This window comes from uncultured Tateyamaria sp. (assembly GCF_947504105.1).
In the GTDB taxonomy this organism is placed as follows: Bacteria; Pseudomonadota; Alphaproteobacteria; order Rhodobacterales; family Rhodobacteraceae; genus Tateyamaria.
Genome location: NZ_CANNGP010000020.1, coordinates 14,442 through 40,889, shown reverse-complemented (window position 1 = coordinate 40,889; position 26,448 = coordinate 14,442). Strand labels below are relative to the sequence as shown.

The window sequence follows — 26,448 nt, the reverse complement described above, 5'->3', positions numbered from 1 at the left end:
ATGCGTTCCCTGTTGTGACTGCGGGATCAGAGCGCGGCTTGCCGACATACAACGTGCAGTGCTAGGCATTTATCATGCAGGAATGGTCGAAAATCCATGACGCGATGCAGCATGTGGACATCGTCCTGTTCGATCGGTTTTCGAACCACTGCCTCGCGAATTTCGTTGAACCGCTGCGGGCTGCAAACGGGTTCTTGCGGCGCACCGCTTATCAATGGCGGTTTTTCACGCAGGATGGCGCGCCGGTCTCCAGCTCAAGCGGGTTGCAGATTGCACCACATGATGCCCTCGCAAACGCCGAAGGCACCGCGCTGATGCTTATGCCGTCTTATGGCATTCGCGACTTGGATCAGGATCGTATCGTGGGTGCTGTCCGCAGTGCGGCACGGCGATACGCTGTTCTGGGCGGCCTCGACACTGGAAGCTGGCTCTTGGCGCGTGCTGGCTTTTTGGATGACCACCGCGCAACCATTCATTGGGACATGCTCGATGCCTTTTCCGAGGCGTTCCCGGATGTCGAGACCGTGCGGCAACGCTATGTCATTGATGGCGATCGTATCACGTGTTCCGGTGCCATGGCGGCCTTTGATCTGGCAAACGGCCTGATTGCGTCCGCACATGGGCCGCTGGTTGCGATGGAGGTTGCCCAACTGTTCATGTCGCGCGAAACGGTGCAAGCGCTGCCAGTCCGCGCGTCTGGGCGGATGGTTGGCCGGGCGGTGGCGTTGATGCAGGACAATATCGAGTATCCGCTTCCCATTCCCGAGATCGCGCGTCGCGTCGGGTGCACCCAGAAAACGCTGGAGCATCGTATGAAGACTGCGATGGCGGCAACGCCAGCGACCGTGTATCGGCGTCTGCGCCTCAACGCCGTTTTGCGCCTTGTGCAGGACACCGATCTGCCCGTGTCAGAGATCGCGGGCAGATGCGGGTATGAGAATGCCAGCGCCATGACACGTGCCTTCAGGGCAGCCTTTGGTCAAAGCCCGCAAGCCATGCGCCAAGACACCCCCTAGCTGGGCGTTGGCTCTGACGCCGTTTCGGTGCTTTCCACATCCTTTGCTTTTCCGGGGAAGATGCGGCGCAGGGCGACATAGAACACCGGGGTGAAAAACAGGCCGAGGAAGGTCACGCCGGACATCCCGAAAAAGACAGCGGTGCCCAAGGCTTGCCGCATCTCGGACCCGGGGCCAGTGGCGATCATCAAGGGCACCACGCCCAGGATGAAGGCAAAGGCTGTCATCAGGATCGGTCGCAGACGCAGGCGGCACGCGTCCACGGCGGCGTCAATTGCGGACAACCCCTTTTCCTCTTGCGCTTGTTTTGCGAATTCCACGATCAGGATGGCGTTCTTGGCCGACAGGCCCACCAATACGATAAGTCCCACCTGCGTCAGAATGTTGTTGTCCATGCCGCGCAGCATCACACCCGACAAGGCAGACAGGACTGCAAGTGGCACCACAAGAATGATGGCAAGTGGCAAGACCCAGCTTTCATAGAGAGCGGCAAGAAAGAGGAAAGCAAACAGAACCGAGAAGGCAAAGATGTAGGTTGCCGTGTCACCCTGATTGCGTTCCTGCAGCGCCAATTCGGTCCATTCGTAATCCACGCCGGGCGGCAGCAGTTGTTCAGCCAATTCCTCCATCGCGATCAGGGCGTCACCCGTGGACACACCCGGGATGGCGTTGCCCTGGATCGGCACAGACACGAGTTGGTTATAGCGCTGCACCAGCGCAGGGCCTGCCGTGTCGACCACGGATACCAGGGTTCCCAATGGAACAAGTGCACCAGTTGCGGTCCGAACACGCAGGGATCGAATGTCTTCTTCGTCCAGTCGGAACTGCTGGTCGGCCTGCGCGCGCACCTGGAACAGGCGGCCAAAGGCGTTGAAGTCGTTCACATAGGCTGAACCAAGGTTGATCGACAATGTCTCAAAGATCTCTCCAATCGGAACGTTCAGCATTTGCGCGCGCACGCGGTCAATCTCGAGGTACACCTGAGGCGAACTGGCTGAGAATGTCGTGAAGACGCCCGTCACCTTGTCCGATTGTTGTGCGGCACCCATGATGGCGTAGGCACTGTTCAACACGCGGCGCATGTCCGCACTGTCAGTGTCCTGCAACTGCAACTTGAAACCACCACCGGTGCCCACACCCCGTACCGAAGGGGGCGCGATGGCAATGATGAATGCCTCTCGGATCACCTGCATGCGGCCAAAGAGCTGCCCGACAATTGCATTGGCATCCAACCCGCTTTCCAGACGTTCCTCGAACGGGGCGAAGGTCGTGAAGATCACGCCCTGATTGCTGGCGTTGGTGAAGGTGGCACCCGAGAACCCGGCGAACGCAACGGCATTGGTGACGCCAGGCGTTTCAAGCGCAATCTCTGTCGCTTGTTTCATAACCGCGTCGGTCCGGTCCAGCGATGCGCCTTCGGGCAATTGCACCACGACGATGGCATAGCCTTGGTCCGCATCAGGGATGAAGCCCGTCGGCACCTGTTCATTGATCCACCACGCCGTGCCCAAAAGCCCTGCAAAGGCGATAACAGCAACCGCGATCATGCCCCAGGTACCAACAAGCACCCGCACAACGGCGGCATAGCCGCGCGTGACGACATCAAGACCGCCGTTAAAGGCGTTGGCAAAGTAAGCACCAAGCTGCGACAGCGGGTTGCGTGACAGTGAGTTGCTATTCGGTTTCAGGAAAATGGCAGCGAGGGCGGGGGACAGACTGAGCGAGTTGATGCTTGAGATCACGGTCGCTACCGAGATGGTGACGGCGAACTGCCTGTAGAACTGTCCGGTGATACCGGGCACCAGCGCGGCAGGGACAAAGACCGCGATCAGAACAAGTGTTGTGCCGATGATGGCACTTTGCACCTCGTCCATGGATCTGGCCGACGCCTGGCGCGGTGTCATGCCGTTGCGGATGTTTCGTTCGACGTTTTCGACAACAACGATGGCGTCATCCACCACAATGCCGATGGCAAGGATCAACCCGAACAACGTCAGCAGGTTCAGCGTGTAGCCAAGCGCCAGCATCACCGCGAATGTCCCGATTAGAGACACCGGTATGGCAAGCAGCGGAATGAGCGCCGTGCGCCAGCTTTGCAGGAAGACGATGATGACGATGACGACCAGCAAAACAGCTTCGAACAGCGTTTTGTAGACGGCGTCGATGGAGGCGCTGATGAATTCGGTTGGATTGTAGACAACCTGGTATTCCAAACCGTCCGGGAAGTCCTGGGCCAGTTCGTCCATCGTTGCCCGCACTTCGTCTGCAGTGGCCAACGCGTTCGACCCGGGCCGCTGGAAGATCCCAAGCGCCACGGCAGGTTTGTTGTTGAGATAGGAGTTTGTGACGTAGGACCGGGCCCCTATTTCGACCCGCGCGACATCGCGCACCCGCACGACGCGCCCATCATCCGATGCCTTTACGATGACGCGCCCGAATTCTCTTCGATCCTCCAATCGTCCCTGGGTCGTGATCGACACTTGAAAGGCACTGGCTGCCGTGTTGGGCGGCGCACCAAGCGAGCCCCCCGAGACCTGTACGTTTTGTTCGCGCAGCGCATCAACAACATCAGCTGCAGTAAGGCCAAGCGAGGCCAGCTTGTCAGGATCCAGCCAGACCCGCGCTGAAAACTCCCGCTCACCAAAGATGATAAGATCGCCCACGCCATCCAGTCGAACCAGCCGGTCGCGCACCCGTGCCCGCGCGTAGTTGGACACGTAAAGCTGGTCGAACGTGGCGTCCGGCGACAGCATATGCACGACCATCATCAGGTCCGGTGAAGACTTCGTGGTGGTCACACCCAGCGCGCGTACCTCTTCGGGCAGGCGCGGTTCGGCAATGGCGACCCGGTTTTGAACCAGCACCTGCGCCGTATCCAGATCGGTGCCCAGTTCAAAGGTGACGGTCAGGCTCATCGCTCCGTCGGCCGTTGCGTATGAGGACATGTACAACATGCCCTCGATCCCGTTGATTTCCTGCTCAAGCGGAGTTGCGAGGGTGTTTGCAATGGTCGTCGCATCCGCCCCCGGATAAGAGGCGCGCACCACGATCGAGGGCGGTGCGATTTCGGGGTATTGTTCAATCGGCAACTGATAGTACGAGATCAAGCCGACAATCGTCATGATCACGGATACGACGACGGCAAAGATCGGGCGGCTGACGAAAAAGCGGCCCATATCAGTTCTCCGCGATGAGTGGCAGTTCGACCATATCGGGGTTCACTGTCATACCCGGGCGGGCGGTCACCAGACCGTCAATCACGATTGTTTCGGTCCCATCCATACCTTCGCGCACAACACGGTACCCGTCTATGCCCGGACCAGGGCGGATGGGCAAAGGCGTGACCACACCATCGGCGTCGAGGGTCATTACAAGCCGCCGGTTTTGATCTGCGACAATCGCCCTGTCAGGGATCAGGATACCTTCGTATGGAAGCGACCCAGGCACATTCACCCGACCAAACAGCCCGGGCGTTAGCAACTCATCCGGGTTTTCCAGAACGGCGCGGACGCGCATCGTACCTGTCTCTGCATCGATCCTGTTTTCCGAGAAATCAAGGTAACCGGTTTGGGGCGGGATCTTGGCATCCGACAGCGTCACCTTGACCTCCAATGCACCACCGCCTTCTTGCAGGGCGGTTCCCCGCGCGCGCGCATCCCGCGCATAGGCGAGGAAATACCGTTCATCGATGTCGAAGACGAAGTAGATGGGATCGTTCGACACAATGGACGTCAGCACGGTTTGATCCGCTGAGACCAAGTTGCCGGGATCACTCAGTGACCGATCAATCCGTCCGGACATCGGTGCACGTATCTCTGAAAACTCCAGGTCCAGCTCGGCCAATTCCAATGCCGCACGGGCCTGTTCCAAGGCCCCTTGCGCGGCCAGATATGCCTCGCGCCGTTCATCCAGAACACTCTGGGGGATGGTGCCGTTTCCGATCAGCGCCTGCGCCCGCTCCAGCTGTTCGGTCGCAAACTCATATGTCGCATTGGCGACGTCAATCTGGGCCTGCGCCTGCCTGAGCGCGGTGCGGAACTGGCGTTGGTCTATTGTGAACAGGAGTTGGCCCGCCTCGACCAGGCTGCCCTCCTTGAAATGAACCTCCTCAAGGTAGCCCGAGACACGCGACCGCAAGGACACTTCGGACCTTGCCTCGAACCGGCCCACAAACTCGTCATCTTCGACGATTGTTTTGACGACCGGCTTTGCCGCCGTCACGGTTGGTGGACCCTGCTGCGCTGTGGCTGCGGCCCCGAAAACCAAAAGCAAAACAAAGGAGAGTGACGCCAAAGTCTTCATAAGAACTGTCCCGGTATTGTGGCTTGATCTGCGCGCCGACATGTCACGTAGGGTGTGATGGGTATGGATCAACCTGATCTCGTAGGACTAGTAAGCCAAGGTGGCTGTCTTTAAGTCCACAAATTCACACAGTTCGTGTGCGCGCGATCTGCGCGATGACGCCAAATTCACCACTTGCCACAACTTAAGCTGGCATTGCGGGTCACTTTGGCGGATGCTGATGGCATTCATTCTTTCAATTATTGAGCCAGCTATGTCATTTCTTCCGTATTCCGTCCAAAAGGCAGTCTTTTCGATTGTCGAAGCCATTCCGTTCTTGGCCAAACGCGTCAACCGGTGGGCAATCAATCGCGTTGTCAATCGCGCCCGCCCGCGCCCGCATCCGCTGAGCACGGAGCGCGATTATGTCTGGTGGGGTGGGTTGACCGACCGCCGTTGGAGTGGCCGACATCTGCCACCGCGTCCCCGTGCCAATCCCGCCGATCCCGAAGATCTCGCCACGCTGTTTCGTCGCAAGGACGGCAAACAACGCATGTGCCCCAAGTCGACATGTCTGTTTCCGGCCTTTGCGCAATATCTGACCGATGGTTTTATCCGCACGGAATCCGAAGACTTGGTGCCTGCGGGCGAAGACCCCACTCACCGCTTGAAACGCAACACGTCGAACCACGAGATTGACCTTTGTCCCCTCTACGGCCGCACCCGCGCGCAAACTCTGGCGCTGCGTCTCCGGTCTGACGAAAAAGGCCGCAAGGGGCGGCTCGCTTCGCAGATGATCAACGGAGAGGAATACGCACCGTTTCTGTACAAAGATGGCAAGGTCAATCCGCAGTTCGATGTCCTTGATCCACCGCTCGGGCAAAGCACCCTTGATGATACGCGGCGCCCCACGATCTTTGCCTTCGGTGGTGACCGTGCAAACTCGGTCCCGCAGGTCGCCATGCTGAACACGCTGTTTCTGCGCGAACACAACCGCCTCGCGGCAGAGATTGAGGCCGACCACCTGGATTGGGATGACGACCGGGTGTTCGAGACTGCGCGCAACGCGGTCATCGTCATGTTCATCAAGATCGTGGTCGAGGATTACATCAACCACATATCTCCGCTACCCTTCAGCCTGCGCGCCGATCCGTCCGTTGCGTGGAACGCGCCATGGAACAAACCAAACTGGATCACCACCGAATTCAGCCTGCTCTATCGCTGGCACGCATTAATTCCAGATGCCCTGAAATGGGGGGGCGAAAAACGCCCGGTACACACCACATTCATGAATAATGCGCTGCTGATCGATCACGGCCTGCTTGCTGCATTTTCAGGGATCAGCGACACCCAAGCGGCCGAGTTGGGACCGTGCAACACGGCTGAACCGCTCCTGCATATCGAGGTGGCCTCGATCAAACAGGACCGCGACTGTGCATTGGCCAGCTTTTCAGATTATTGCGACTACATGAGCCAGCGCAGGCCCGCGAATTTCGAGGCGATCTCGTCTGATCCCGAGGTCGCAGGCCTGCTCCGCCAATTCTATGACGGCCCGCGCGACGTGGATTTCCACGTCGGACTGTTCTGTGAAGATCGGGTGCCCAACAGCCCGCTGCCCAGCCTTGTGCTCAAGTTCGTGGCGCTTGATGCATTCAGTCAGGCCCTGACTAACCCGCTTTTGTCGCGGCATGTGTTCAAGCGCTCGACCTTCTCCGGACCGGGGTGGCGTGCGATCAACCGCACGGAAACACTGCGGGATGTGGTTGATCGCAATGTGACCGGTGGGGCGGGGGACACGTTTATCGGGATGACCCGACCGGCTTGGACGCCTGAGTAGTCAGGCGGAAGGGTAGATCAGCGGCAAGCGGCGTCTGTGCCAGTTGCGCCATGTGCCAAGCCAGAACAAGGTTGCTGGACAGGACCGGCATGTCGCGCGCGGCTTCGATGTCCGGAATGGCGTTCAGCGTACGCAAGTTGGTGCACGATAGAAACAGAGCATCCATGTCTGTTTCCCGGCCAAGGGCTTGGGCCGCGTTGATGACGGACTGCGCCTTGATGCGGACCACACGTTCTTCCAAGGGTTCATCGAAGCTGGCAAAGGCCACGACGTCGATTCCGGCGTCCCCCAGAACGGTACGCAATCGGTCCGACACGCTCTCGATATAGGGGCTCAGCAGGCCAAGCCGGGTGACGCCAAGATGTTGGCAGGCGGCGATCAGTGCCGTGACCGGGTCCGTGACGGCCCGTGTATCCACGCCTGCATGCACCAGATCTGCGATGTTTTTTGCACCGATCTCGGCGGTACCTGAGGTGCAGGCATAGGCCACACAGGCCATGTCTGCGCCCCGTGGCAACAGGGCCGCCGCACCGGTCAGATTGCCTGCCATCTCGCGCAATGTGTCCGGGGTCACCGATGTGCCGGATGGGACGCGACTGATCATGTATTCAACATCCGGGTGCATCAGGACGCGCATGTCCTGTTCGATCGTTTCATCCGCCTGCAGGACGATCAGTCCAAGCTGCGTGGGGCGGGCGTTGTCGATGTCATAAGGGACACTCATTTCAGCACCCGAATGGTATGGTCTTGGGGGGAGGACAGCCACTCTGCCCCGGTCTCGCGGACCACGATGTTTTCCTCATGGACGATGATGCGCCCGTCGCCCAAGGATACTGATGGCTCCAGCGTCAGCACCATGCCTGGATTTAGTGGGGTGTGGTCCGCCACAATAATGGATGGCCACTCGGTCAGCTGCATGCCCAACCCGTGACCAAGGCGTCCTGCCTCCATCGCCTCACCCCCTGGGTTGGCGATGGTGCTCATGGCGTGGAAAATGTCGGAAATCGCCGCGCCGGTGCGGGCCGCGTCAAACCCGGCCTGGGTGGCATCAATCAATTGTGCATGGGCATCCTGCACCTCGGTACTCGGTGCACCGATGCTGAAGTTGCGATCAAAATCGCAGAAGTACCCATCATGCATGAGGCCGGTATCGAGCATCAGCACATCCCCCTGTGCCAAAGGCACATCCGTCGCCGGAGAGATCACATCGCCATATCCGCCCTGATCCGATGCACCCGCCAGATAGGGCACCCAATCGGCCCCTTCTTCAAGGCAAAGCGCTTGAAACCGGCGAAACACCTCGGACAATGGTGTTCTTGTTCGGGCGATCTCGGGCACGCGATCAAAGGCTCGGTTGGCGATGTTTGCAGCGGTTCGTATCTTTGAAATCTCCGCCTCGGATTTGGTCAATCGCAAACGCCGCGTGATCTGCATATCGCTCACCAGCCTGCGCGATCCCAGCTTTTGCTCAAGGCTGCGCAGATCACCCAAGGGCATGCGCACGTGGCTTTCCATCGCATCGGCAATGCCGATTGAGCCGCCGGGCGGAGTGTGCTCGGACAATGTGTCGACCAGCAACGCGATGCCGTCATCATCATAGTCCGGTGCCTGCCAGGTCCGAATATCGGTGATCCATGTCTGGCCCATCAGATGTGCGCCGATGGATGGAATAACGGCAATCGGGGTGCCTTTTGCTGGAACGACAACGAACCAAGGGCGCGTCGGGCTTTCCCAAAAACGGGTGAGAAAGCCGGTGTAGTACCTGATCTCCGGCTCAGTTGTGAGCAGCAGCGCAGACATGCCAGCACCTTCCATCATGGACTGGGCCTTGCGGGTGCGCTCCGCAAATTCAGCCGTGGGGAAGCCGCGCGCGTGCGGTGTCATTCCGACGCCTCTTCGCTCAGGATCAGCAGCACGCGTGACGCGTCCGTCAGACCCAATGCGTCACGATAGGGGGCGCTTGCCAGCAAGGCAGACAGACCCGCCGCCCCGGAGGGTGTGGATGCCAAGCCAACTTTGGTCGAAACAGCGCTGCCGTGCGCCCCTTCCTCCTCGGAAATCAGCATGTAGTCATTGGCGTCTCGTGCCAACCCTTTGAGTGCGATCAGCGATGGTTCTTTGCAATCAAGCCGCCCCATGTCCGAACTTGGCCCTTCGGTCACTTGCGGGGCGCCCGCCTGAACCGACGCGAAAAGGGCGGGGGCAACCTCGGGTTCAACCACGATGATCCGGGGCGCCTGTCCCCAAGTGTTGCGTGCATAGGCGGCACAGGCCGCGGCCAGCCCACCAACGCCTGCCTGCAGGAAGATGTGGGTGGGCGCATCCATAGCGGCCACGGTTTCCTGCATCAGTACAGTATACCCTTCCATCAAACGGTGCGGGATGTCGAAGTAGCCGGGCCAGGAGCTGTCAGAGAGAAGCGTCCAACCATTGGCCTCCGCCGCACGGGCTGCTTCGGCCATACTATCTTCGTAGACCGAGCCATGACGCCGTACATCCGCATCAAAGCTACGCAGCCGGTCGGCAAACGCCTCCGGCACGGTGTCTGCCAAATAGATAACCGCCTTTGCACCGAAGGCTTGCGCACCCGCAGCGACAGACAAGCCGTGATTGCCAGCGCTGGCCGTCACATAAGTTCGTCCAAACGCTGCGCCGGTCTCGGCGTCACATGCAATGACATAAGCCGCACCAAGTGCCTTGAAGCTGCCCAATCCCATGCGCCCGCGTTCGTCCTTGATCTGCACCTCGGTCACATTCGCACTGTCCGCCAGGTCGGGCGAGGACACCAATGGTGTAGGCGCCGCCGCCGGGCACCGGCGCAGCAGGCGCGCCGGATTATCTGCGTTTAGGCTAGGGCTTGGAACGTCAGGCAGCGCGGCAATGGCTGCGTCTGCGTGGGTGTCTGTACGGGCAAGATGTTTCATGCCCAAACGCTATCAGGTGCTGCAGCCCACGCTAGATGGAATCGCGACATCGCGCGGTGCTGATGCGGCGAGTGCAGTGGTATTGTGGAGGATGGCTGGGATGGTAGGACTCGAACCTACAACCTACTGTACCAAAAACAGTTGATCTACCAATTGATCTACATCCCAACGTGCCGCGCTAATTAGAGCGGCAAAGCGATGTGCGCAAGCCCCTTTACATCAAAAATCCGACTATTCCTTGGGGGCCGCATCTGTCAGCAAATCGGGGGCGTCGGGGTCATTGCGTTCCGCATCCACCAGCTTGTCCAGTCCCGGCTCGGACATGTCTGTAACATCGGCGGCTTCGACCTCTGGGGCTGGCGGCAAAGCGGGTGCCTGTTCGCTTGGTCCGGGCTGGTCCAATTCCGTGTCCAATGTCGCACCGCCCAGCAACTGAATGCGATAGGTGGTGTCGGGCACCTCGATTCCGGCCCCTTCGATTCGTGCCTTGACCAGTCGCAGGGCCTCGCCCTTGGCTCGGACCAGCGATGTCGCCTCTTGATCGATCCAGCCCGTGACTGTCATGAAAATCGCGCCATCCCCGATCCGTTCGATCCACGACATAGGTGCCGGTTCGGAAAGGATAAAGGGCAGATCCGCCACGGTTTCTTCTGCCATCCGCCGCACCTCGGCCAGATCGGCGTCGGAACTCACGCCAATCTCAAAGCTGAAGCGGCGTTCTTGATTGGTTGAGAAGTTCACGATGCGACTTTTGAAGACGGTCGCATTGGGGATGCGAATGTGGTTGCCGTCAAAGCTCAGCAGAATGGTCGCCCGACTGGTCAGGCGAATGACCTTGCCCGTGTCGCCTTCGATTTCGACGACATCATTGGGACGAAAGGGTTGGCGGATCGACAACATGATCGATGCGATAAAGTTTTCGACCGTGTCACGCACGGCAAAACCGATGGCGAGGCCCACGATCCCCGCCGCGCCCAGTATCGTGCCCAGCAGCGCCGTTGCCCCAAGGATATCCAGTGCGATGACCACACCTGCGATAAAGAACAGGATGCGTACCACCTGGCGATAGATGTTGGCGATAAAGGCATTTGGCGCGATCCGGTCCCAAGGATAACGCGCGCGAGCCAGCAACATCCCAAGGGTCAGAACCAGAACAAAGGCCAAAAGGGCAACCGCAATCAGCGGCAGCATCGCAACGGCCTGTGTCATGCGGGCTTGAAAGCGCTCGACCGCTGGGTTCAACCGGGCGACCACATCCGTCGTTTCGGTCACTTCGTTCTCGATGGCAACGACGCCTTCGACACGACCAACAAGCTCATTCAGCCGGTCGGCGGTTGCAGTGTCCACGGTCGTGCCCCGCAGCGTCACGATGCCTGATGTGACGGACACGGTCACCCCGTCGAACCCATCAAGCTCGTTCAGAATATCGCGGATACGCACCGCAATTGCCACGTCCTGCGTGGCGCTGTCCGTGATGGCAATCGTGCCTTGGGGTTGGCTCGCGTTCTGTGCCGAAAGCGGTGCCGCGCACAGGCACAGTATGATCAATAGCGCACGGATCACGCCTGCACCTCGACCAGAACGGCTCCGGCCCGCCCGCCTGCTTCGACCGCGCCATGTGCTGCCGCCGTGTCTGCCAGCGCAAGGGTTTGGGCAATCGGGCAGGTCAGCGCGCCTGCAAGCAGCGCATCATGCAGATGCTTGATCGCCACGGCGCGTTAATCCGGCGGCAGAAGATAGATTAACAGGATGTCGATTGTCGCAGCCTTGAACAGCAACGGCCCAAAGGGCAGCGTCGGTGCCATGTCCTGCGCCGAGCCATAGGCGGCGATGGTGCCATTGGGGGCAATCACCTCCGCATCGGTCCCCACATTTCGGCCAAACTCCACTTCGATGATGCGAGATATCGGCGCGCCGTCGTTGGCCGCCAGAATGTGTTGCGCAAGATCGGGGTCGGAGTAGTTCAGAACGACATCTGCACCCGCATCCTCTGCAGAGGTCAATCCGTCCCCCCGGGCTGTTGCGATCACCTTGGCACCACCCCATTTCGCCAGTTGCACGGCCAGCAGACCGACCGTGCCTGCACCGCCCTGGATAAGAAGCGTTTGGCCTGCAACGGCGCCTCCCCCGAAAACAGCATGTGCTGCGGTCAGGCCGGGAATGCCCAACACGGCCCCTGTGTCCATGGTGATCGGGTCCGGCAGTTGTACCGCTTGGTCCGCGGGCAGACAGATATGTGTCGCCGCCGTGCCGAAGGGGCGCTGCCACTGGCCGTTCCAGATCCAGACACGTTGCCCGATCCGTGTCTCTGGCACATCATCGCCAACGGCCACGATCCGCCCCGCGCCATCGCTGTGCGGGATGATCTGGTCAAACGGAGGCTTTGTCACACCAGGCCGCGTGCCAGAGCGTGCTTTGACATCTGACGGGTTCACGCCGGAAAAGGTCAACTCGACCAGCACCTCGCCCGGTGCGGGGTCCGGCGTTGGCATCTCTGCCAAGGTCAGAACATCTGCGGCCGGGCCGAAACGGGTGTAGTGAATGGCTTTCATTGGAATGTTCTTCTTGGATACGCGTTATGCAATGCTTTGAATGCTAAACAGGATAAGGGCAAGAGCAAGGAGAGTTGCTGATGACGCGACGGGTATTGATACCACCGGGGCTCGAGGCCGCCTGTGACGCGGCGGGTATGTCGCCGGGGGTGATATCGCACAATCATGTGTTCATGACAGGCGTCACCGGAGCAGCGGCGGACGGAACGATGCCAGTGTCGGAGGAGGCGCAATTCAACGCCTGTTTTACCAAGATTGGCGAGGTGCTGGCCCAAGCCGATCTTACCCTGAACGCCGTTGTGGAAATGACCAGTTACCACGTGGGGCTCCGCGCCCATTTCGATGCGTTTGATGCCGTGCGCCGCGCACATCTGTCACAACCTTACCCGGCGTGGGCAGCGGTTGAAGTGGCAGGGTTGCGCCGCGAAGGGGCGGTCGTGGAAATCCGTATCGTGGCGGAACTGGGTTAGTCGCGCAGTTCGTCTATCGCAACGCCCCAAAGCCGCGCTTTGGGTGCCCAACCGCGATAGCCGCCGGAATTCAGGCGGCACCACTCGGGTCCGCATTTGCCCAATCGGGCGACAACGCCCGCTTCCAATGCGGCGGTGACGGGCGCATTGGCGTCAGGTTTGGTGCGCAGGGTCAGCATGTCCTGTTCGACAATGACGGTGCGTGTGCCCGAAAGCAGCGAATAGTGCACCCAGCCGCCCAGTCCGTCCCGGTCTTCGACCCGGCGCCAGTGGCCATGCTCTGCCGTGATGCGCAGCGGCATGTCGCGCCGCTTGAACACCCAATCGATTCTGTGGGTCAGGGATGGGCCGCGGCGCACGTTACCCTCTGCCGCTTTCATCGACACAAAGCGCGGCAAGGGCAGGTTGGTCACGGGACCGGTGTCTCGTGCAACAGCGGGCAGGGTCAGGCCCAGCACCAAAAGCATCGATAGCACAAACCGCCAAACCGCAATCATCGGGAACTTTCCGCTCGTCACTCGCCTTTTGATGTGGCCGAGGTTCTTGTGCCTCGTGCTCACATCCGCCACCATGCCAAAGATAGGACGCAAGGCCAAGCACCGGGGAGGGCGCAATGCCAAAGGAACGTCTGAGTGTTGTCGTTACGCGACGGTTGCCCGCCGAGGTGGAAACCCGGTTGAGCGAACTGTTCGACGTCACCTTGCGCGACAGCGATGCGCCCATGACCCGCACCGAGTTGGTCGAGGCGATGAAGGCGGCTGACGTTCTGGTTCCCACGATCACCGACACCGTGGATGGGGCCATGATCGGGCAGGCTGGCGAACGTTTGAAGCTGATCGCGAACTATGGCGCAGGTGTTGATAATATTGATGTCTCGACGGCGCGGCAGCGTGGCATCCTGGTGTCAAACACGCCCGGTGTGCTGACCGATGACACGGCCGACATGACCATGGGTCTGATCCTTGCCGTGACCCGCCGCCTGCCCGAAGGGCTGGCTGCGATGCAATCGGGCACATGGGACGGATGGGCGCCCACCGCATTCCTTGGCGGTCGGGTGGCCGGGCGCAGGCTTGGTATCCTTGGCATGGGCCGCATCGGACAGGCGGTTGCCCGCCGAGCGGCGGCTTTTGGCATGCAGGTGCATTATCACAACCGCCGTCGCTTGCGCGTCGAGATCGAAGAGGAACTGCAGGCGACGTGGTGGGAAAGCCTCGACCAGATGGTGGCCCGGATGGACGTGATCAGCGTTAACTGCCCGCACACGCCCTCTACCTTTCACCTGATGAATGCGCGCCGTTTGAAACTGATGAAGCCGGATGCCGTGATCGTGAACACGTCGCGTGGCGAGGTGATTGATGAAAACGCCCTGACACGCATGTTGCGGGCGGGCGAGATCGCGGGGGCGGGCCTTGATGTCTATGAAAACGGGACCGAGGTGAACCCGCGCCTGCGCGAACTGAACAACGTTGTAATGTTGCCCCATATGGGTTCGGCCACCCGCGAAAGCCGGATCGAAATGGGCGAAAAGGTCATCATCAACATCAAGACCTTTGACGATGGTCACCGCCCACCTGATCAGGTCGTGCCGTCCATGCTGTGATGCCCCGGGCGGCACGGTTGCCCGGTTTTTTTGACTGCCGAATTGACGAGCCTGCCGCGCCAAAGGAGGATCCCATGCGCTTTTCCCTGACCGTTGCCTTTACCCTGATCGCAGGGGCCGCGTTGGCCCAGCAAACGGCGGACGCCGTCCAGCCCGAAAGCGGGACGGATGGCGCAGCGGTTGCGACCACAGAAGCCATTGCCGCGGCACAGGCATCCAAGGATGCAGGCCAGCCCGTCACGGCGCAAAGCTATATGGTTGCCGCTGCCAACCCGCTGGCCGTGCAGGCTGGAACCGAAGTGCTGGCCGCGGGCGGCACTGCTGCGGATGCCTTGGTGGCCGTTCAGGTTGTGCTTGGTCTGGTCGAGCCGCAGTCATCCGGCATCGGGGGCGGTGCGTTCCTTGTGTGGTATGATGCAAAGGCAAAAGAGTTGACCACGCTGGATGGGCGCGAGACAGCACCGTTGGCCGCAACACCGCAGCTGTTCCAGACCGATGATGGCGAACCTATGGGGTTTTTCGATGCCGTTGTGGGGGGGCGGTCCGTTGGGACCCCCGGCACACCGGCACTTTTGGAAGAGGTCCACACGCGTTGGGGCAACTTGGCCTGGCCCCGCCTTTTTGACGAGGCAATCAGGCTCGCCGAGGATGGGTTCGAGGTGTCCCCGCGCCTTGCCGGACTGGTCGAGAATGATGCGGACCGGCTCGGCACATTTCCGGCGACCGCCGACTATTTCCTACCCGGCGGTACACCGTTGAGCGTTGGAACCATTCTGGAGAACCCGGACTATGCCGCAACCCTGCGGGCGATGGCGGCCGAAGGTGCCGACGCAATCTATACCGGCGCCATTGCCGCCGACATCGTGGAAACCGTGCAAACGGCGGGGAATCCCGGCGTCCTGTCCGAGCTGGATCTGTCGATCTACCAGGTCAAGGAACGCGCACCTGTTTGTGCGACATACCGTGCGCATGATGTATGCGGGATGGGGCCCCCGTCATCGGGCGCGCTGACGGTTGGACAAATCCTTGGGATGCTGGATGGATATGACCTTTCGGCCCTTGGGGCAAACAACCCGGAAAGCTGGCGGCTCATCGGTGATGCCTCTCGCCTCGCCTTTGCAGATCGCGGGCGGTACATGGCGGACAGCGACTTTGTCCCGATGCCCACCGCCGGTCTGGTTGACCCCGCCTATCTTGCTGACCGCGGTGCGCTGCTGGGCGGCGATGTGGCGCTGGAAGAGGTCGCTCCCGGCGCCCCGGCCTTTGATCACAGTCTCAACTGGGCGGACGATCAAAGCCTAGAACTGCCCTCGACCTCCCACATCTCGATCGTGGACAGCTTTGGTAACATGGCGTCGATGACGACGACCATCGAAAATGCTTTTGGCTCGCGCCTGATGACCAACGGGTTCCTGCTGAACAATGAATTGACCGACTTCAGCTTCAGCACCCATGCAAACGGCGTGCCAATCGCAAATGCGCTTGCACCTGGCAAACGCCCCCGGTCGTCCATGTCGCCCACTATCGTGATGAAGGATGACGCGCCGGTGCTGGCCATCGGCTCACCCGGCGGCAGCCGGATCATCGGATATACAGCCAAATCCATCATCGCGTGGCTGGATTGGGGCATGGATGTGCAGCAAGCCGTAAGCCTTCCGCATGCCGTGAACCGCTTCGGCACCTATGATTTCGAAGAGGGCACATCGGCGGCCGATCTTGCCCCGACGATGGAGGCGCTTGGCTTTGAGGTGAATGTACGTGACTTGAACTCGGGTCTGCACGCCATTGAGATCGGGGAAACGCTGCAGGGCGGGGCTGACCCGCGCCGTGAAGGGATTGCGCTGGGCGACTGACGCCCGGCGACAAGGGGAGAATACACATGCCGCAGGCTATTGATCTGCCACGCAACGAAGAGGGGATTGCCACGGCACTTGGCATCCTCAAGCAGAAGTTTGGTGACCGCTTCCATACCGGTCAGGCCATGCGTGACCAGCACGCCCACACCACGACGTGGATCCGGGCGCAGGCGCCGGATGCGGTTGTGTTCCCCACCTCGACCAAGGACGTGTCGGACATCATAAAGGTGTGCGCGACGCATCAGGTGCCGGTGATCCCCTTTGGCACTGGTACGTCGCTCGAAGGGCACGTGAATGCGCCGGCGGGTGGCGTCTCTGTGGATCTGACCCAGATGGATCAGATCCTTTCGGTCAATGCCGAAGACCTCGATTGTGTCGTCCAGCCAGGTGTGACGCGCGAGCAGCTGAACACCTATCTGCGGGACAGGGGTCTGTTCTTTCCCATCGATCCCGGGGCCAACGCCTCGCTTGGCGGGATGGCATCCACCCGCGCGTCGGGCACCAACGCGGTGCGCTATGGCACGATGAAGGACAATGTGCTGGCGCTTGAGGCTGTGATGGCCGATGGGCGGGTCATCCGCACGGCGCAGCGGGCCAAGAAAACATCAGCAGGCTATGACATGACACGCTTGCTGATCGGGTCCGAGGGCACGCTGGGTTTGATCACCGAGATCACGCTGAAACTTCAGGGTATCCCGGAGGCTATCTCTGCGGCGCGCATGTCCTTTCCCTCCATCGATGCGGCCTGCCAGGCCGTGATGACGACGATCCAGTATGGCATTCCCGTTGCGCGGATCGAGCTGATGGACGCGTTGAACGTGAAAGCGGCGAATGATTATGCAGGTTTGACCCTGCCAGAAACACCATTGCTTCTGCTGGAATTCCACGGCTCGGACAGCAGCGTGGTTGAGCAGGCAGAGATGTTTGGTTCCATCGCCGAGGATGCGGGAGGCACGGACTTTGCAACGACTGCCACGGCAGAAGAACGCAACAAGCTGTGGAAAGCGCGGCACGACCTGTATTGGGCAACCTTGCAATTGCGCCCCGGCGCACAAGGGATCTCGACCGATGTTTGCGTGCCCATCTCGCGGCTGGCCGAGGCCGTGACCGGCGCGCAGGCCAAGGCGGAGGAGCTTGGACTTCTGGCCCCAATCGTCGGGCATGTGGGTGATGGCAATTTTCATAGCCTGGTGCTGATCGATATGGAAAACGCCGAGGAGGTGCGTCGCGCCGAGGAGTTCACGGCCTTCCTCGCGGACGAGGCAATCCGGATGGACGGCACCTGCACCGGTGAGCATGGCATCGGTCAGGGCAAGATGCCCTATCTGGTCAAGGAACTGGGGCCCACGGTCGAATATATGGCCGCGATCAAGACGGCGCTGGATCCACAAAACATCATGAACCCGGGTAAGATCTTTGGCCCGCGTCGCTAAGGCAATCGCGACGTTTCTGTGCGTGGTGATGGCAGGTGTCGCGCTGGCGCAAGACACGGTACGCTACCGTGTCGATGTGACGTTCAATTGGACGGCAGCGGATGACCTGGACGCGCATTGGAGCAGGTTGATCGCCTTTGCGCATTCATCGCGGTACAGCCTTTTCCGGGACGGAGAAACAGCCTCGAGCGGTTTGGCCCTTCTCGCCACAAACGGGCGCGTCAGCGTGCTTGAAGCGGAACTGGCCGAGGGGCGCAGGCGTGGCCGCGTCGGCGAGCATGTGGTGTTGCCGGGGGTCGCCAGCCCGGGGGCGTTTTCCTTTGAGTTGATGGTGGATGAGACGTTGAGCGGTGTGTCCTTTGCGACGATGCTTGCGCCCAGTCCGGATTGGTTTTCCGGCGCCAGTGGCGTGCCGTTGCGCGCCGAAGACAGATGGCGGGATCAGGTGACCGTTGTGCTGTGGCCGTGGGACGCGGGGGCAGACAGTGGACCGGATTACACCGGCCCAAATGTCGAAACGCAGCCGCGCCAGTCTGTCCGCCTGCTGACCCATCCCGATTTTCTGACCGCAGATGGCCTTGCCCCCATCGGGCAGGCCTCCTTTACCCGTTTGCCTTGATCCTGCGGACGCCTGTGGCGACGCTGTCTATTTATTGGGGGCCAGCCCCCAAACCCCCGGGATTTTTTGAAACAGGGAAGAAGGGACGTGTCGTGGGCGTCGTTTTTCTGCAGCGTTCGGTCGGCTTGTTGGCGCGGGGCGCGTGTTGTTTTCCTAGAACAACGGGGACGGATTGCGAAGGAATCGGGACATGAAAACGCAGGTCAAAGCATTGGTTGTCGGCGGCGGCGCTGTCGGAACCTCGATTGCCTACCATCTGGCGCGCGCGGGCTGGGACGATGTGATGCTGCTTGAGCGGGACGAGTTGACCTCTGGCTCCACCTGGCATGCCGCTGGCTTGCTGCCCTATTTCAACATGTCCTATGCCACGACCCACATCCACGACTACTCGATCAAGTTCTACAAGACGCTTGAAGAAGAGACGGGGCTGAACGCGGGCTTCGCCGTTGTGGGCAACCTGCGTATGGCGCAGACCCAAGAGCGCATGGATGAATACATGCTCTATGCCTCAACGGCCGAGACCTGCGGGGTGCCATACCAGTTCATGACGCCCGATGAGATCAAGGCGAAGTGGCCCCTGATCCGGACCGAGGATTTGAAAGGTGCCCTGTATCACCAGACGGACGGCTACATTAACCCCGCCGATGTCACCATGGCGATGGCCAAGGGCGCGCGTCAGCGCGGCGTGATGATCGAACGCAAATGGCAGGCCGATGTCTTTCACTGGAATGGTGAGGCGTGGGAGGTCACCGCCACCAAGATGGTGGAGAAGGGTGGCAACCTTGTCCCCTCTGACGAGCAGGTCGTGATCACTGCCGAACATGTGGTGACAGCCAGCGGCAACCACGCGCAGCGCACCGCCCAAATGCTGGGCATCAAGATGCCCGCCATCCCTGTTGAACACCAGTTCATCGTAATGGAGCAGGATCCCGAGCTGGTGAAATACCGGGCCGAGGGCAATCCAGAGCACCCGGTCATTCGCGATGCCGATGCGCAGTCCTATGTCCGCGAGGAACGCGGCGGCTGGATCCTTGGGGTGTATGAAAAGAATGCGCCTGCGCGGTTCGAACACGGCGTCCCTGACAGTTTCCGGGCGGACCTGTTCCAGCTGGATCTTGAGCGGATCGAAGACCAGTACATGGCGATGATCCACCGCGTACCATCTTGCGAAGAAAGCGGCCTCAAGGACGATTTCAATGGCCCCATTTGCTACACGCCGGATGGCAACCCGCTGGTCGGCCCCGCGCCCGGGCTGCACAACATGTGGCTTGCCGAAGGGTTCTCCTTTGGCATCACCGCCGCTGGCGGCACCGGGTATTACCTTGCCCAGATGATGGTCGAGGGTGAGGCCGAGATCGACATGGCCTCGCTTGATCCCAAGCGCTACGGCGACTGGATGACAACCGAATATGCGGCCCGCAAGAACGAGGAATGCTACGAGCACGTCTATATCCTGCACCACCCGGACGAAGAGCGTGAAGCGTGCCGCCCGTTGCGGACAGGTCCGGCCTATGACCGGCAAAAGGCGGCAGGGGCACAGTTCGGCTGCGTGAACGGGTTCGAGCGGCCCAACTATTACGGCCCTCTGGATGCGCCGGACAGTTTTGACCACGATGCCCGGTCCTTCCGCCGGGGCGGTTGGTGGCAATACGCCCATGACGAGGCCAAGGCGATCCGTGAGGGCGTTGGTCTGGTCGACGCGACGGCCTTTACCAAGCACCGGATCAGCGGGCCGGGCGCAACCGCGTTCCTGGATTGGTTCACCACCAACAAGCTGCCCAAGGTCGGGCGCATCAACCTGACCTATGCCCTGACCGCTGCGGGCACGACACGCACGGAATATACCATCGTGCGGCTGGCCGAGGATGACTATTACCTCGTGTCGGCAGGCGCATGGCACGCCTATGATCAGGATTACCTCTACAAGGCGATCATGGAGAAAGAGGCCGAGTTCGGACGCATCAACGAAGAGGATGTGACCACGAAATGGGGTGTATTCGCCATTGCCGGGCCGAAATCGCGTGATGTGCTGAACGAACTGGTCAAGGATGCGGACCCATCGACGGTCCTGTCGAACAAACGCTTCCCATGGCTGTCCTACCGCGACATCGAACTGGGTATGTGTCCGGTGCGGGCCATCCGCGTGGCGTACACCGGTGAATTGGGCTGGGAACTGCATCACCCGATCGAGATGCAGAACTACCTGTGGGATCAGCTTGTCCAGGCGGGCGAGAAGCACGGGATGAAACTGGTGGGCGCACGCGCGCAGAACTGGTTGCGACAGGAAAAATCCTATCGCGCGTTCGGGACCGAACTGGGCCGCGATGCGACCCCGATAGAGGCTGATTTGCCCCGCTTCGTTGACCTGTCCAAGGATTTCCACGGCAAGACTGCGATGGAAAAGATCGGTGTCCGTTCGACATGCGTGACGCTTCTGATCGACGGGCCGAAAGACGCTGACCCATGGGGGCGCGAGGTGCTCTATGATGGTGATACACGTGTCGGGCGTCTGACGTCGGGCGGGTATTCGGTCGCCTTCGGCCAGTCCATCGGCATGGGGTATGTCCGGCCGGATCTGGCCGTGCCGGGGACAAAGCTGCAAGTTAAGATGTTCGACACGCTGTGGTCGGCGGAAATTGTCGGTGACAGCCCCTATGATCCCAAGAACGAGGTGATCCGCAAAGATGGGTGAACCCGCCGATTGAAGGAGGTTCACTCGCCGACTCGTTGACTTGGCTGCTGCGCCGCATAATGGTCCGATTTTAGTATTGGAAAAAGGCGTAGCACGGCGATGAATCTGCTTAGAGTTTTTGTGTTTGGCATCGGTGCCGCACTTGCATCGGCTTTCTCGTTAAGTGCAAAGGACGTTCTGCGGCCGGCCAAGGTTGCCACTGTTCAGGAAACGGAAGCCACGATCCAGCGTAGATACCCGGCGATCGTTTTGCCTTCCGAAGAGGTGGAACTGTCCTTTCGTGTGAGTGGCAGGGTTATTGGGCTTCCCATTCGCGGCGCGCAGGACGTGGCGCTGGGTGACCTGATTGCCCAGATCGACCCGCGCGACTTCGAACGCCAGATTGAGCAGTTGGAAAGCACGCGTGACCAGTCGGTCGCCCAGCTGAGCGCCTTGCGATCCGGCGCGCGGGCGGAAGAGATCGTGGCCCTTGAAGCGGCAGTTGAAGCAGCGCAGGCGCAAGTCGACCAGGCTCTTGATCAGGCAGTACGTACCCGAGAGTTGGCAGAACGCGGCGTCGTTGCTGCCGCTCGGCTTGAACAGGACGAGGCCGCCCTGCGCGTTGCCGAAGCAGATCTGCGCGCGCAGCGCGAACAACTGGTGATCGGCCAGTCCGGTGGGCGCGCCGAGGATATCGAAGCCTCAGAAGCCGCATTGCGCGGGCTCGAGGCCCAATTGCAAGTGGCCCGCGACAACCTCGATGATGCAACGCTGACGGCCCCGTTTGCCGGTATCATCGCACGTCGTGACATCGATAACTTCACGAATGTGCAGGCCGGACAAAGCATTGCGCTGTTGCAGAACATTGATACGGTGCATCTGGCCTTTGATGTTCCGGGCCCGGACGTGGTCGCACTTTCCGCAAATGGTCAGGATCAGATTACGTCGCAGGTTGAATTTGATGCGTTACCGGGCCAGGTCTTTGACGCTGAACTTGTGGAATTCTCTGTACAGGCCGACGCCGCCACCCAGACCTATCGCGGACGGGTCAGCGTCGTGCAACCAAATGGTTCAGTCATACTTCCAGGGATGGTCGGGCGTGCTTTGGCAACGGCACCAGGGTCGGCGCCAGAACTACGTATTCCGCTAACTGCCGTGGGTGCAGATCCAAGCGGGGCGCCGTTTGTATGGCTGCTGGACGACAAGAATGCAGTGTCCAAGCAACCTGTCACGTTGGGAGAAGCGAGCGGCGCTGATGTCGCCGTGACGGATGGGGTGAATGCGGGCGACCGTGTCGTCGCCGCAGGCGTCAGTCAAATCCTTGACGGGATGACCATACGTCCGATCACTCGGGTTGGAGATTAAGTCATGGATTTGGCCCGGTTTGCCATTGAAAAGCGCCTGATCTCAGCGATCTCGACGCTGCTTATTCTCATCTCAGGTTACTTCGCCTACACCGTCCTGCCGCGGTTCGAGGATCCTGAATTCATTATCCGGCAGGCGCAGATCATCACACCTTATCCCGGTGCCAGTGCCGAAGAGGTAGCGGAAGAAGTGACTGAGGTTGTCGAAAACGCCTTGCAGCAGTTACAGGGTGTGGACGAAGTCAAATCGGTATCATCGCCGGGTCTCAGCATCGTGACTGTTGAGTTCACAATTCCCTCGGTGCCTGATTACCCGGTCCTGTACCAGAGGTTTGCGCAGATGCGCGCCAAGATTGATGATGCGCAACAGAACCTTCCCCCCAACGCGCTTGCCAGTCAGGTCTTTGACGATTTTGGCGACGTCTATGCCCTTTATTTCGCGGTGGTTGGGGACGGGTTTTCCATCAGTGAATTGCACGAATACGCCAAGGATCTGCAGCGCGAGTTGGTGACGGTCGACGGTGTGTCCAAGGTGGTTCTGAACGGTGTGCAGGACGAGGTCATTTATGTCGAATACTCTTCCGCGCGATTGATCGAGCTTGGGCTTTCGCAGGATCAGATTGCACAAATCCTCGAAGGGCAGAACCTCGTTCGGCCGGCGGGGTCGATTCAGGCCGGACAAACCCGTTTGATTGTCCGACCCGAAAGCGCGGTGTCGTCAACCGAGGCCATTGGCAGTTTGCTGATCACCAACCCTCAGACCGGGGCATCATTTCGCCTGTCTGACATCGCAACCATCAGCCGTGGGGTCGAGGACCCTGCCACAATGCTGCTTTACCGTGATGGGCGACCGGCCATTGGCATCGGGATTTCGAACACGCTGGGTGGCAATGTCGTGAACATGGGCGAGGCAGTCAAAGAGCGGATGGATGCTTTGATTGACCAGCGCCCCATTGGAATTGATGTGCTGCCGATTTCCGATCAATCGGTGACGGTGAAAGAGTCGGTCGACGATTTCGTCATGAACGTCGTGTTGGCGCTGGCCATTGTTGTGGGCACGCTGCTGATTTTCATGGGGCTGCGGTCGGGCATTCTGATGGGTGGTATCCTGATGGTGACCGTGGCCGGGACCCTGTTCGGGATGTACCTTTATGATCTGGATATGCAGCGCATTTCTCTTGGCGCACTGATTATCGCGCTGGGGATGCTGGTCGATAACGCCATTGTTGTGGTCGAAGGCACGCTGGTGCGGGTGCAAAAGGGCGAGAGTGCCGCCTCGGCTTCCATTTCAGTCGTCAATCAGACCAAGTGGCCGCTGCTGGGGGGGACACTTGTTGGCATCCTCGCCTTTTCGCCCGTCGGATTTTCACCGGACAACACCGGCGAATATGCGGGCAGCCTGTTCTGGACCATTGCAATTTCGTTGCTGTTTTCCTGGCTGGTTGCCATCTGGCTCACGCCCTACTTCTGTACCCTTCTGCTCAAGCCTGGTGAGGCCGTCGAAGATCGGGAAAACATGTTGCTGCGTGGCTATCGGAGTATTCTGAAGCGCGCACTTGCGGTTCGATATCTGACCATCGGCCTTGCGGTTGCACTTTTTGCATCTGCAGTTGCGATGTTCAGCATGGTGCCTCCCGGCTTCTTCCCGACCTCCACCCGTGCGCAATTCGCGATTGACTACTTCCTGCCGCAAGGTGCCGACATCACCGAGACCGAGGCGGATATTCTGGAAATCAGTGAGCATGTGCGAACACTGCCGGGCGTGACCGGAACAAACACTGTCGTTGGTCGTGGTCACACACGTTTCATGCTGATTTATGAGGCCGAGACGCAGAACTCGGCCTACGGGCAAATTCTGGTGGACGTGGAAAGCTTTGATCAGATCGAGGACCTGCGCATCGAGCTGCAGGCCTGGATCGACGAAAACTATCCTGTGTCCAATGCGAAAGTCTGGAAATTTGTCCTTGGTCCGGGTGGCGGATCCAAGGTCGAAGCTCGGTTCCTTGGGCCCGATCCTATGGTGCTGCGTGAACTGGCCGCCAGTGCGAAGGCGATCATGTCTGACGCCGGGGCCATTGCGGTCAAGGATGATTGGCGCGAACAGGTGCAGGTCATCCGCCCTGTCATCAACACCGAAAACGCGCGCCGCCTTGGGTTGACCCAGGGCGAGATTTCAGGGGCCCTTGCAAACCATCTGACAGGGGCAACTTTAGGCGTGTATCGTGAGCGGGACGAACTTTTGAATGTCGTCATGCGCCCGACGGCCGTGGAACGCGATGATGTGGCAGAGTTGCGCGATGTGCAGGTCTTCAGTCAGGTGGCCGGTGGGTACATTCCGATCAATCAGGTCGTGGACCGCTTTGACGTGGTGTTCGAGGCGGGCAACCTGCGCCGCATCGACCGGCAATTGGCCGTCACGGCGCAGTCCGACAACGCGCCGGGTGTTCTGTCGGGTGACTTGTTCAACGAAGTTCGGGGGCCAATTGAAGATATCACGCTTCCGCCCGGCTATACGCTTGAATGGAAAGGCGAATACGGCAACTCGCAAGAGGCGAATGCCGGTCTTGCCTCAACCATGCCTTTGGGCTTTGGTGCGATGATCCTTGTTGTGGTTTTACTGTTCAACGCGATCCGGCAGCCGTTGATCATCTGGTTGACGGTGCCGCTGGCCCTGATCGGGGTGATCTGGGGGCTGGCGGCCACGCAAACCCCGCTCGAGTTCATGGCGATCCTTGGTGTCCTGTCTTTGACCGGTCTGCTGATCAAGGCGGCCATCGTGCTGATTGATGAAACCGACACCCAGATTGCGGAGGGCAAACCACGCATGGATGCCATCGTGGATTCTGCTGTCAGCAGGGTGCGACCCGTTTTGCTGGGGGTGCTGACGACTGTGCTGGGCGTTGTGCCACTGGTGTGGGACCCGTTCTTTGCCTCGCTGGCAATCGTGATCATCTGCGGGCTCAGCTTTGCAGCGGTCCTCACGTTGATCGTCGTCCCGGCGCTCTATGCCATCTTCTTCCGGGTGAGCGGCGACGAGGTCGCCTAGCGGATCGTGCGCCGCTCAAGCCAGCTTTGCCAATCGGCGGCTGAGCCGTTGAAAGCATTGATGTCGATGGCACCCGGCGTATTGGGCAGGGTGCCGGTAGAGGTGTATTGCCAGAACCGCCAGCGTTGGCCGGGAAAGGCCTGCGCGGGGGTTTTTGCGGTGGTGCGCAGCCAGAATTCGTAGCCCCGCAAACGGTTCAGCTCCGCATCCTCGTAGAAGCCCGGCGTTGTGTAGATGACGGGCTTCTGGCCGTAATGTGCTTCGACAATGTTCAGCCAACGCTGCATTTCGTTGCGCACCGTGGCCGCGTCCGGACGTCGCTGGCAGGTGGGCGAAAACGGGTTCCATTCCATGTCCAGCACAGGGGGCAAGCTGCCGCGCGTGCGCGGGGCTGTGCGGATAAAGAACTGCGCCTGCACCTCGGGCGTCGTGCAGAAATAGTAGAAGTGGTAGGCCCCGCGCCTGATCCCGGCTTGGCCCGCGCCACGCCAGTGATCCTTGAACATCGGATCGGCCAGGTCTCCGCCTTCGGTCGCCTTCAGGAAGGCAAACTCGATCCCCACGGCCTTGGCCCGGACCCAATCCACGCTGGTCTGGAAACGGGCCGCATCCATGCCGCGCACCGGAAAGGTGCTGGGCTGGCGACCGGCAAAGCGCACCGGGTCGGTGTCCCCGATGATCATCGGGCCGGTAAAGGGGGTGGGGCCGGGGGCGCAGGCGGATAAAATGACGAGGGCGGCAATCAAAAATCGTGTGAACATAAGGCTGAACCTAGCGGC

The 26,448-nt window shown here is 60.2% G+C and carries 18 protein-coding genes, 1 tRNA gene and 1 pseudogene; 10 read left to right on the top strand and 10 right to left on the bottom strand.

Features of this window, described 5'->3' with window-relative positions:
• Positions 1 to 74 precede the first annotated feature (74 nt).
• Positions 75 to 1,016 (top strand): GlxA family transcriptional regulator, encoded by a 942-nt coding sequence (locus Q1A75_RS13235; protein ID WP_299550265.1) that lies wholly within the window; start codon positions 75 to 77, stop codon positions 1,014 to 1,016.
• Here the strand turns inward: Q1A75_RS13235 and Q1A75_RS13230 are convergent.
• Positions 1,013 to 4,192 (bottom strand): multidrug efflux RND transporter permease subunit, encoded by a 3,180-nt coding sequence (locus tag Q1A75_RS13230; protein WP_299550267.1) that lies wholly within the window; start codon positions 4,190 to 4,192, stop codon positions 1,013 to 1,015. The two genes, Q1A75_RS13235 and Q1A75_RS13230, sit on opposite strands and share 4 nt — an antisense overlap.
• A 1-nt stretch (position 4,193) precedes the next feature.
• Entirely contained in the window at positions 4,194 to 5,318 is a 1,125-nt protein-coding gene (locus Q1A75_RS13225; protein ID WP_299550269.1) for an efflux RND transporter periplasmic adaptor subunit, read from the bottom strand.
• Between the two features lie 253 nt (positions 5,319 to 5,571).
• On the opposite strand from Q1A75_RS13225, the gene Q1A75_RS13220 reads away from it, so the two are divergent.
• Positions 5,572 to 7,134, top strand: a complete 1,563-nt coding sequence (locus Q1A75_RS13220; RefSeq protein ID WP_299550271.1) for a peroxidase family protein — start codon at positions 5,572 to 5,574, stop codon at positions 7,132 to 7,134.
• On the opposite strand, the gene Q1A75_RS13215 is transcribed toward Q1A75_RS13220, so the two are convergent.
• The 6 genes and pseudogenes from Q1A75_RS13215 to Q1A75_RS13190 form a co-directional block, all read right to left on the bottom strand.
• Positions 7,097 to 7,858: an Asp/Glu racemase gene (locus tag Q1A75_RS13215; protein ID WP_299550273.1), complete on the bottom strand. Its 762-nt coding sequence runs from the start codon at positions 7,856 to 7,858 to the stop codon at positions 7,097 to 7,099. The two genes, Q1A75_RS13220 and Q1A75_RS13215, sit on opposite strands and share 38 nt — an antisense overlap.
• Positions 7,855 to 9,018, bottom strand: coding sequence for a Xaa-Pro peptidase family protein (locus Q1A75_RS13210; RefSeq protein WP_299550275.1), 1,164 nt, complete (start codon positions 9,016 to 9,018; stop codon positions 7,855 to 7,857). The genes Q1A75_RS13215 and Q1A75_RS13210 overlap by 4 nt, the downstream gene beginning before the upstream one ends.
• On the bottom strand, positions 9,015 to 10,058 hold the full coding sequence (locus tag Q1A75_RS13205; RefSeq protein WP_299550277.1) for a pyridoxal-phosphate dependent enzyme: 1,044 nt from the start codon (positions 10,056 to 10,058) through the stop codon (positions 9,015 to 9,017). The genes Q1A75_RS13210 and Q1A75_RS13205 overlap by 4 nt, the downstream gene beginning before the upstream one ends.
• 92 nt (positions 10,059 to 10,150) lie before the next feature.
• Positions 10,151 to 10,226, bottom strand: a tRNA-Gln gene (locus Q1A75_RS13200).
• Between the two features lie 63 nt (positions 10,227 to 10,289).
• Positions 10,290 to 11,621 (bottom strand): mechanosensitive ion channel family protein, encoded by a 1,332-nt coding sequence (locus Q1A75_RS13195; RefSeq protein WP_366142203.1) that lies wholly within the window; start codon positions 11,619 to 11,621, stop codon positions 10,290 to 10,292.
• Positions 11,618 to 12,610: pseudogene (locus Q1A75_RS13190) on the bottom strand (NADPH:quinone reductase). The gene Q1A75_RS13195 and the pseudogene Q1A75_RS13190 overlap by 4 nt, the downstream one beginning before the upstream one ends.
• Positions 12,611 to 12,690: 80 nt before the next feature.
• On the opposite strand from Q1A75_RS13190, the gene Q1A75_RS13185 reads away from it, so the two are divergent.
• Positions 12,691 to 13,080: a Rid family hydrolase gene (locus tag Q1A75_RS13185; protein WP_299550279.1), complete on the top strand. Its 390-nt coding sequence runs from the start codon at positions 12,691 to 12,693 to the stop codon at positions 13,078 to 13,080.
• On the opposite strand, the gene Q1A75_RS13180 is transcribed toward Q1A75_RS13185, so the two are convergent.
• Complete coding sequence (locus Q1A75_RS13180) at positions 13,077 to 13,547, bottom strand: SH3 domain-containing protein (protein ID WP_299550358.1); 471 nt, start codon at positions 13,545 to 13,547, stop codon at positions 13,077 to 13,079. The genes Q1A75_RS13185 and Q1A75_RS13180 overlap by 4 nt on opposite strands.
• Positions 13,548 to 13,693: 146 nt before the next feature.
• Here Q1A75_RS13180 and Q1A75_RS13175 point away from each other — a divergent pair, with 146 nt between their 5' ends.
• From Q1A75_RS13175 to Q1A75_RS13145, 7 genes are all read left to right on the top strand, one after another.
• Positions 13,694 to 14,680 (top strand): D-glycerate dehydrogenase, encoded by a 987-nt coding sequence (locus Q1A75_RS13175; protein ID WP_299550281.1) that lies wholly within the window; start codon positions 13,694 to 13,696, stop codon positions 14,678 to 14,680.
• A 74-nt stretch (positions 14,681 to 14,754) separates the two neighbouring features.
• Entirely contained in the window at positions 14,755 to 16,533 is a 1,779-nt protein-coding gene (gene ggt, locus Q1A75_RS13170; protein WP_299550283.1) for a gamma-glutamyltransferase, read from the top strand.
• Between the two features lie 26 nt (positions 16,534 to 16,559).
• Positions 16,560 to 17,969 (top strand): FAD-linked oxidase C-terminal domain-containing protein, encoded by a 1,410-nt coding sequence (locus tag Q1A75_RS13165; protein ID WP_299550285.1) that lies wholly within the window; start codon positions 16,560 to 16,562, stop codon positions 17,967 to 17,969.
• Entirely contained in the window at positions 17,953 to 18,588 is a 636-nt protein-coding gene (locus tag Q1A75_RS13160; RefSeq protein WP_299550287.1) for a spondin domain-containing protein, read from the top strand. Before Q1A75_RS13165 ends, Q1A75_RS13160 begins: the two co-directional genes overlap by 17 nt.
• A gap of 190 nt (positions 18,589 to 18,778) precedes the next feature.
• Positions 18,779 to 21,280, top strand: a complete 2,502-nt coding sequence (locus tag Q1A75_RS13155; protein ID WP_299550289.1) for an FAD-dependent oxidoreductase — start codon at positions 18,779 to 18,781, stop codon at positions 21,278 to 21,280.
• Positions 21,281 to 21,379: 99 nt separating this feature from the next.
• On the top strand, positions 21,380 to 22,624 hold the full coding sequence (locus tag Q1A75_RS13150; RefSeq protein WP_299550291.1) for an efflux RND transporter periplasmic adaptor subunit: 1,245 nt from the start codon (positions 21,380 to 21,382) through the stop codon (positions 22,622 to 22,624).
• 3 nt (positions 22,625 to 22,627) lie between these two features.
• Positions 22,628 to 25,669, top strand: a complete 3,042-nt coding sequence (locus Q1A75_RS13145; protein ID WP_299550293.1) for an efflux RND transporter permease subunit — start codon at positions 22,628 to 22,630, stop codon at positions 25,667 to 25,669.
• Here the strand turns inward: Q1A75_RS13145 and Q1A75_RS13140 are convergent.
• A complete protein-coding gene (locus tag Q1A75_RS13140; protein ID WP_299550295.1) occupies positions 25,666 to 26,430 on the bottom strand; it encodes a GH25 family lysozyme in 765 nt (254 codons plus the stop codon). The two genes, Q1A75_RS13145 and Q1A75_RS13140, sit on opposite strands and share 4 nt — an antisense overlap.
• Between the last annotated feature and the right edge of the window lie 18 nt (positions 26,431 to 26,448).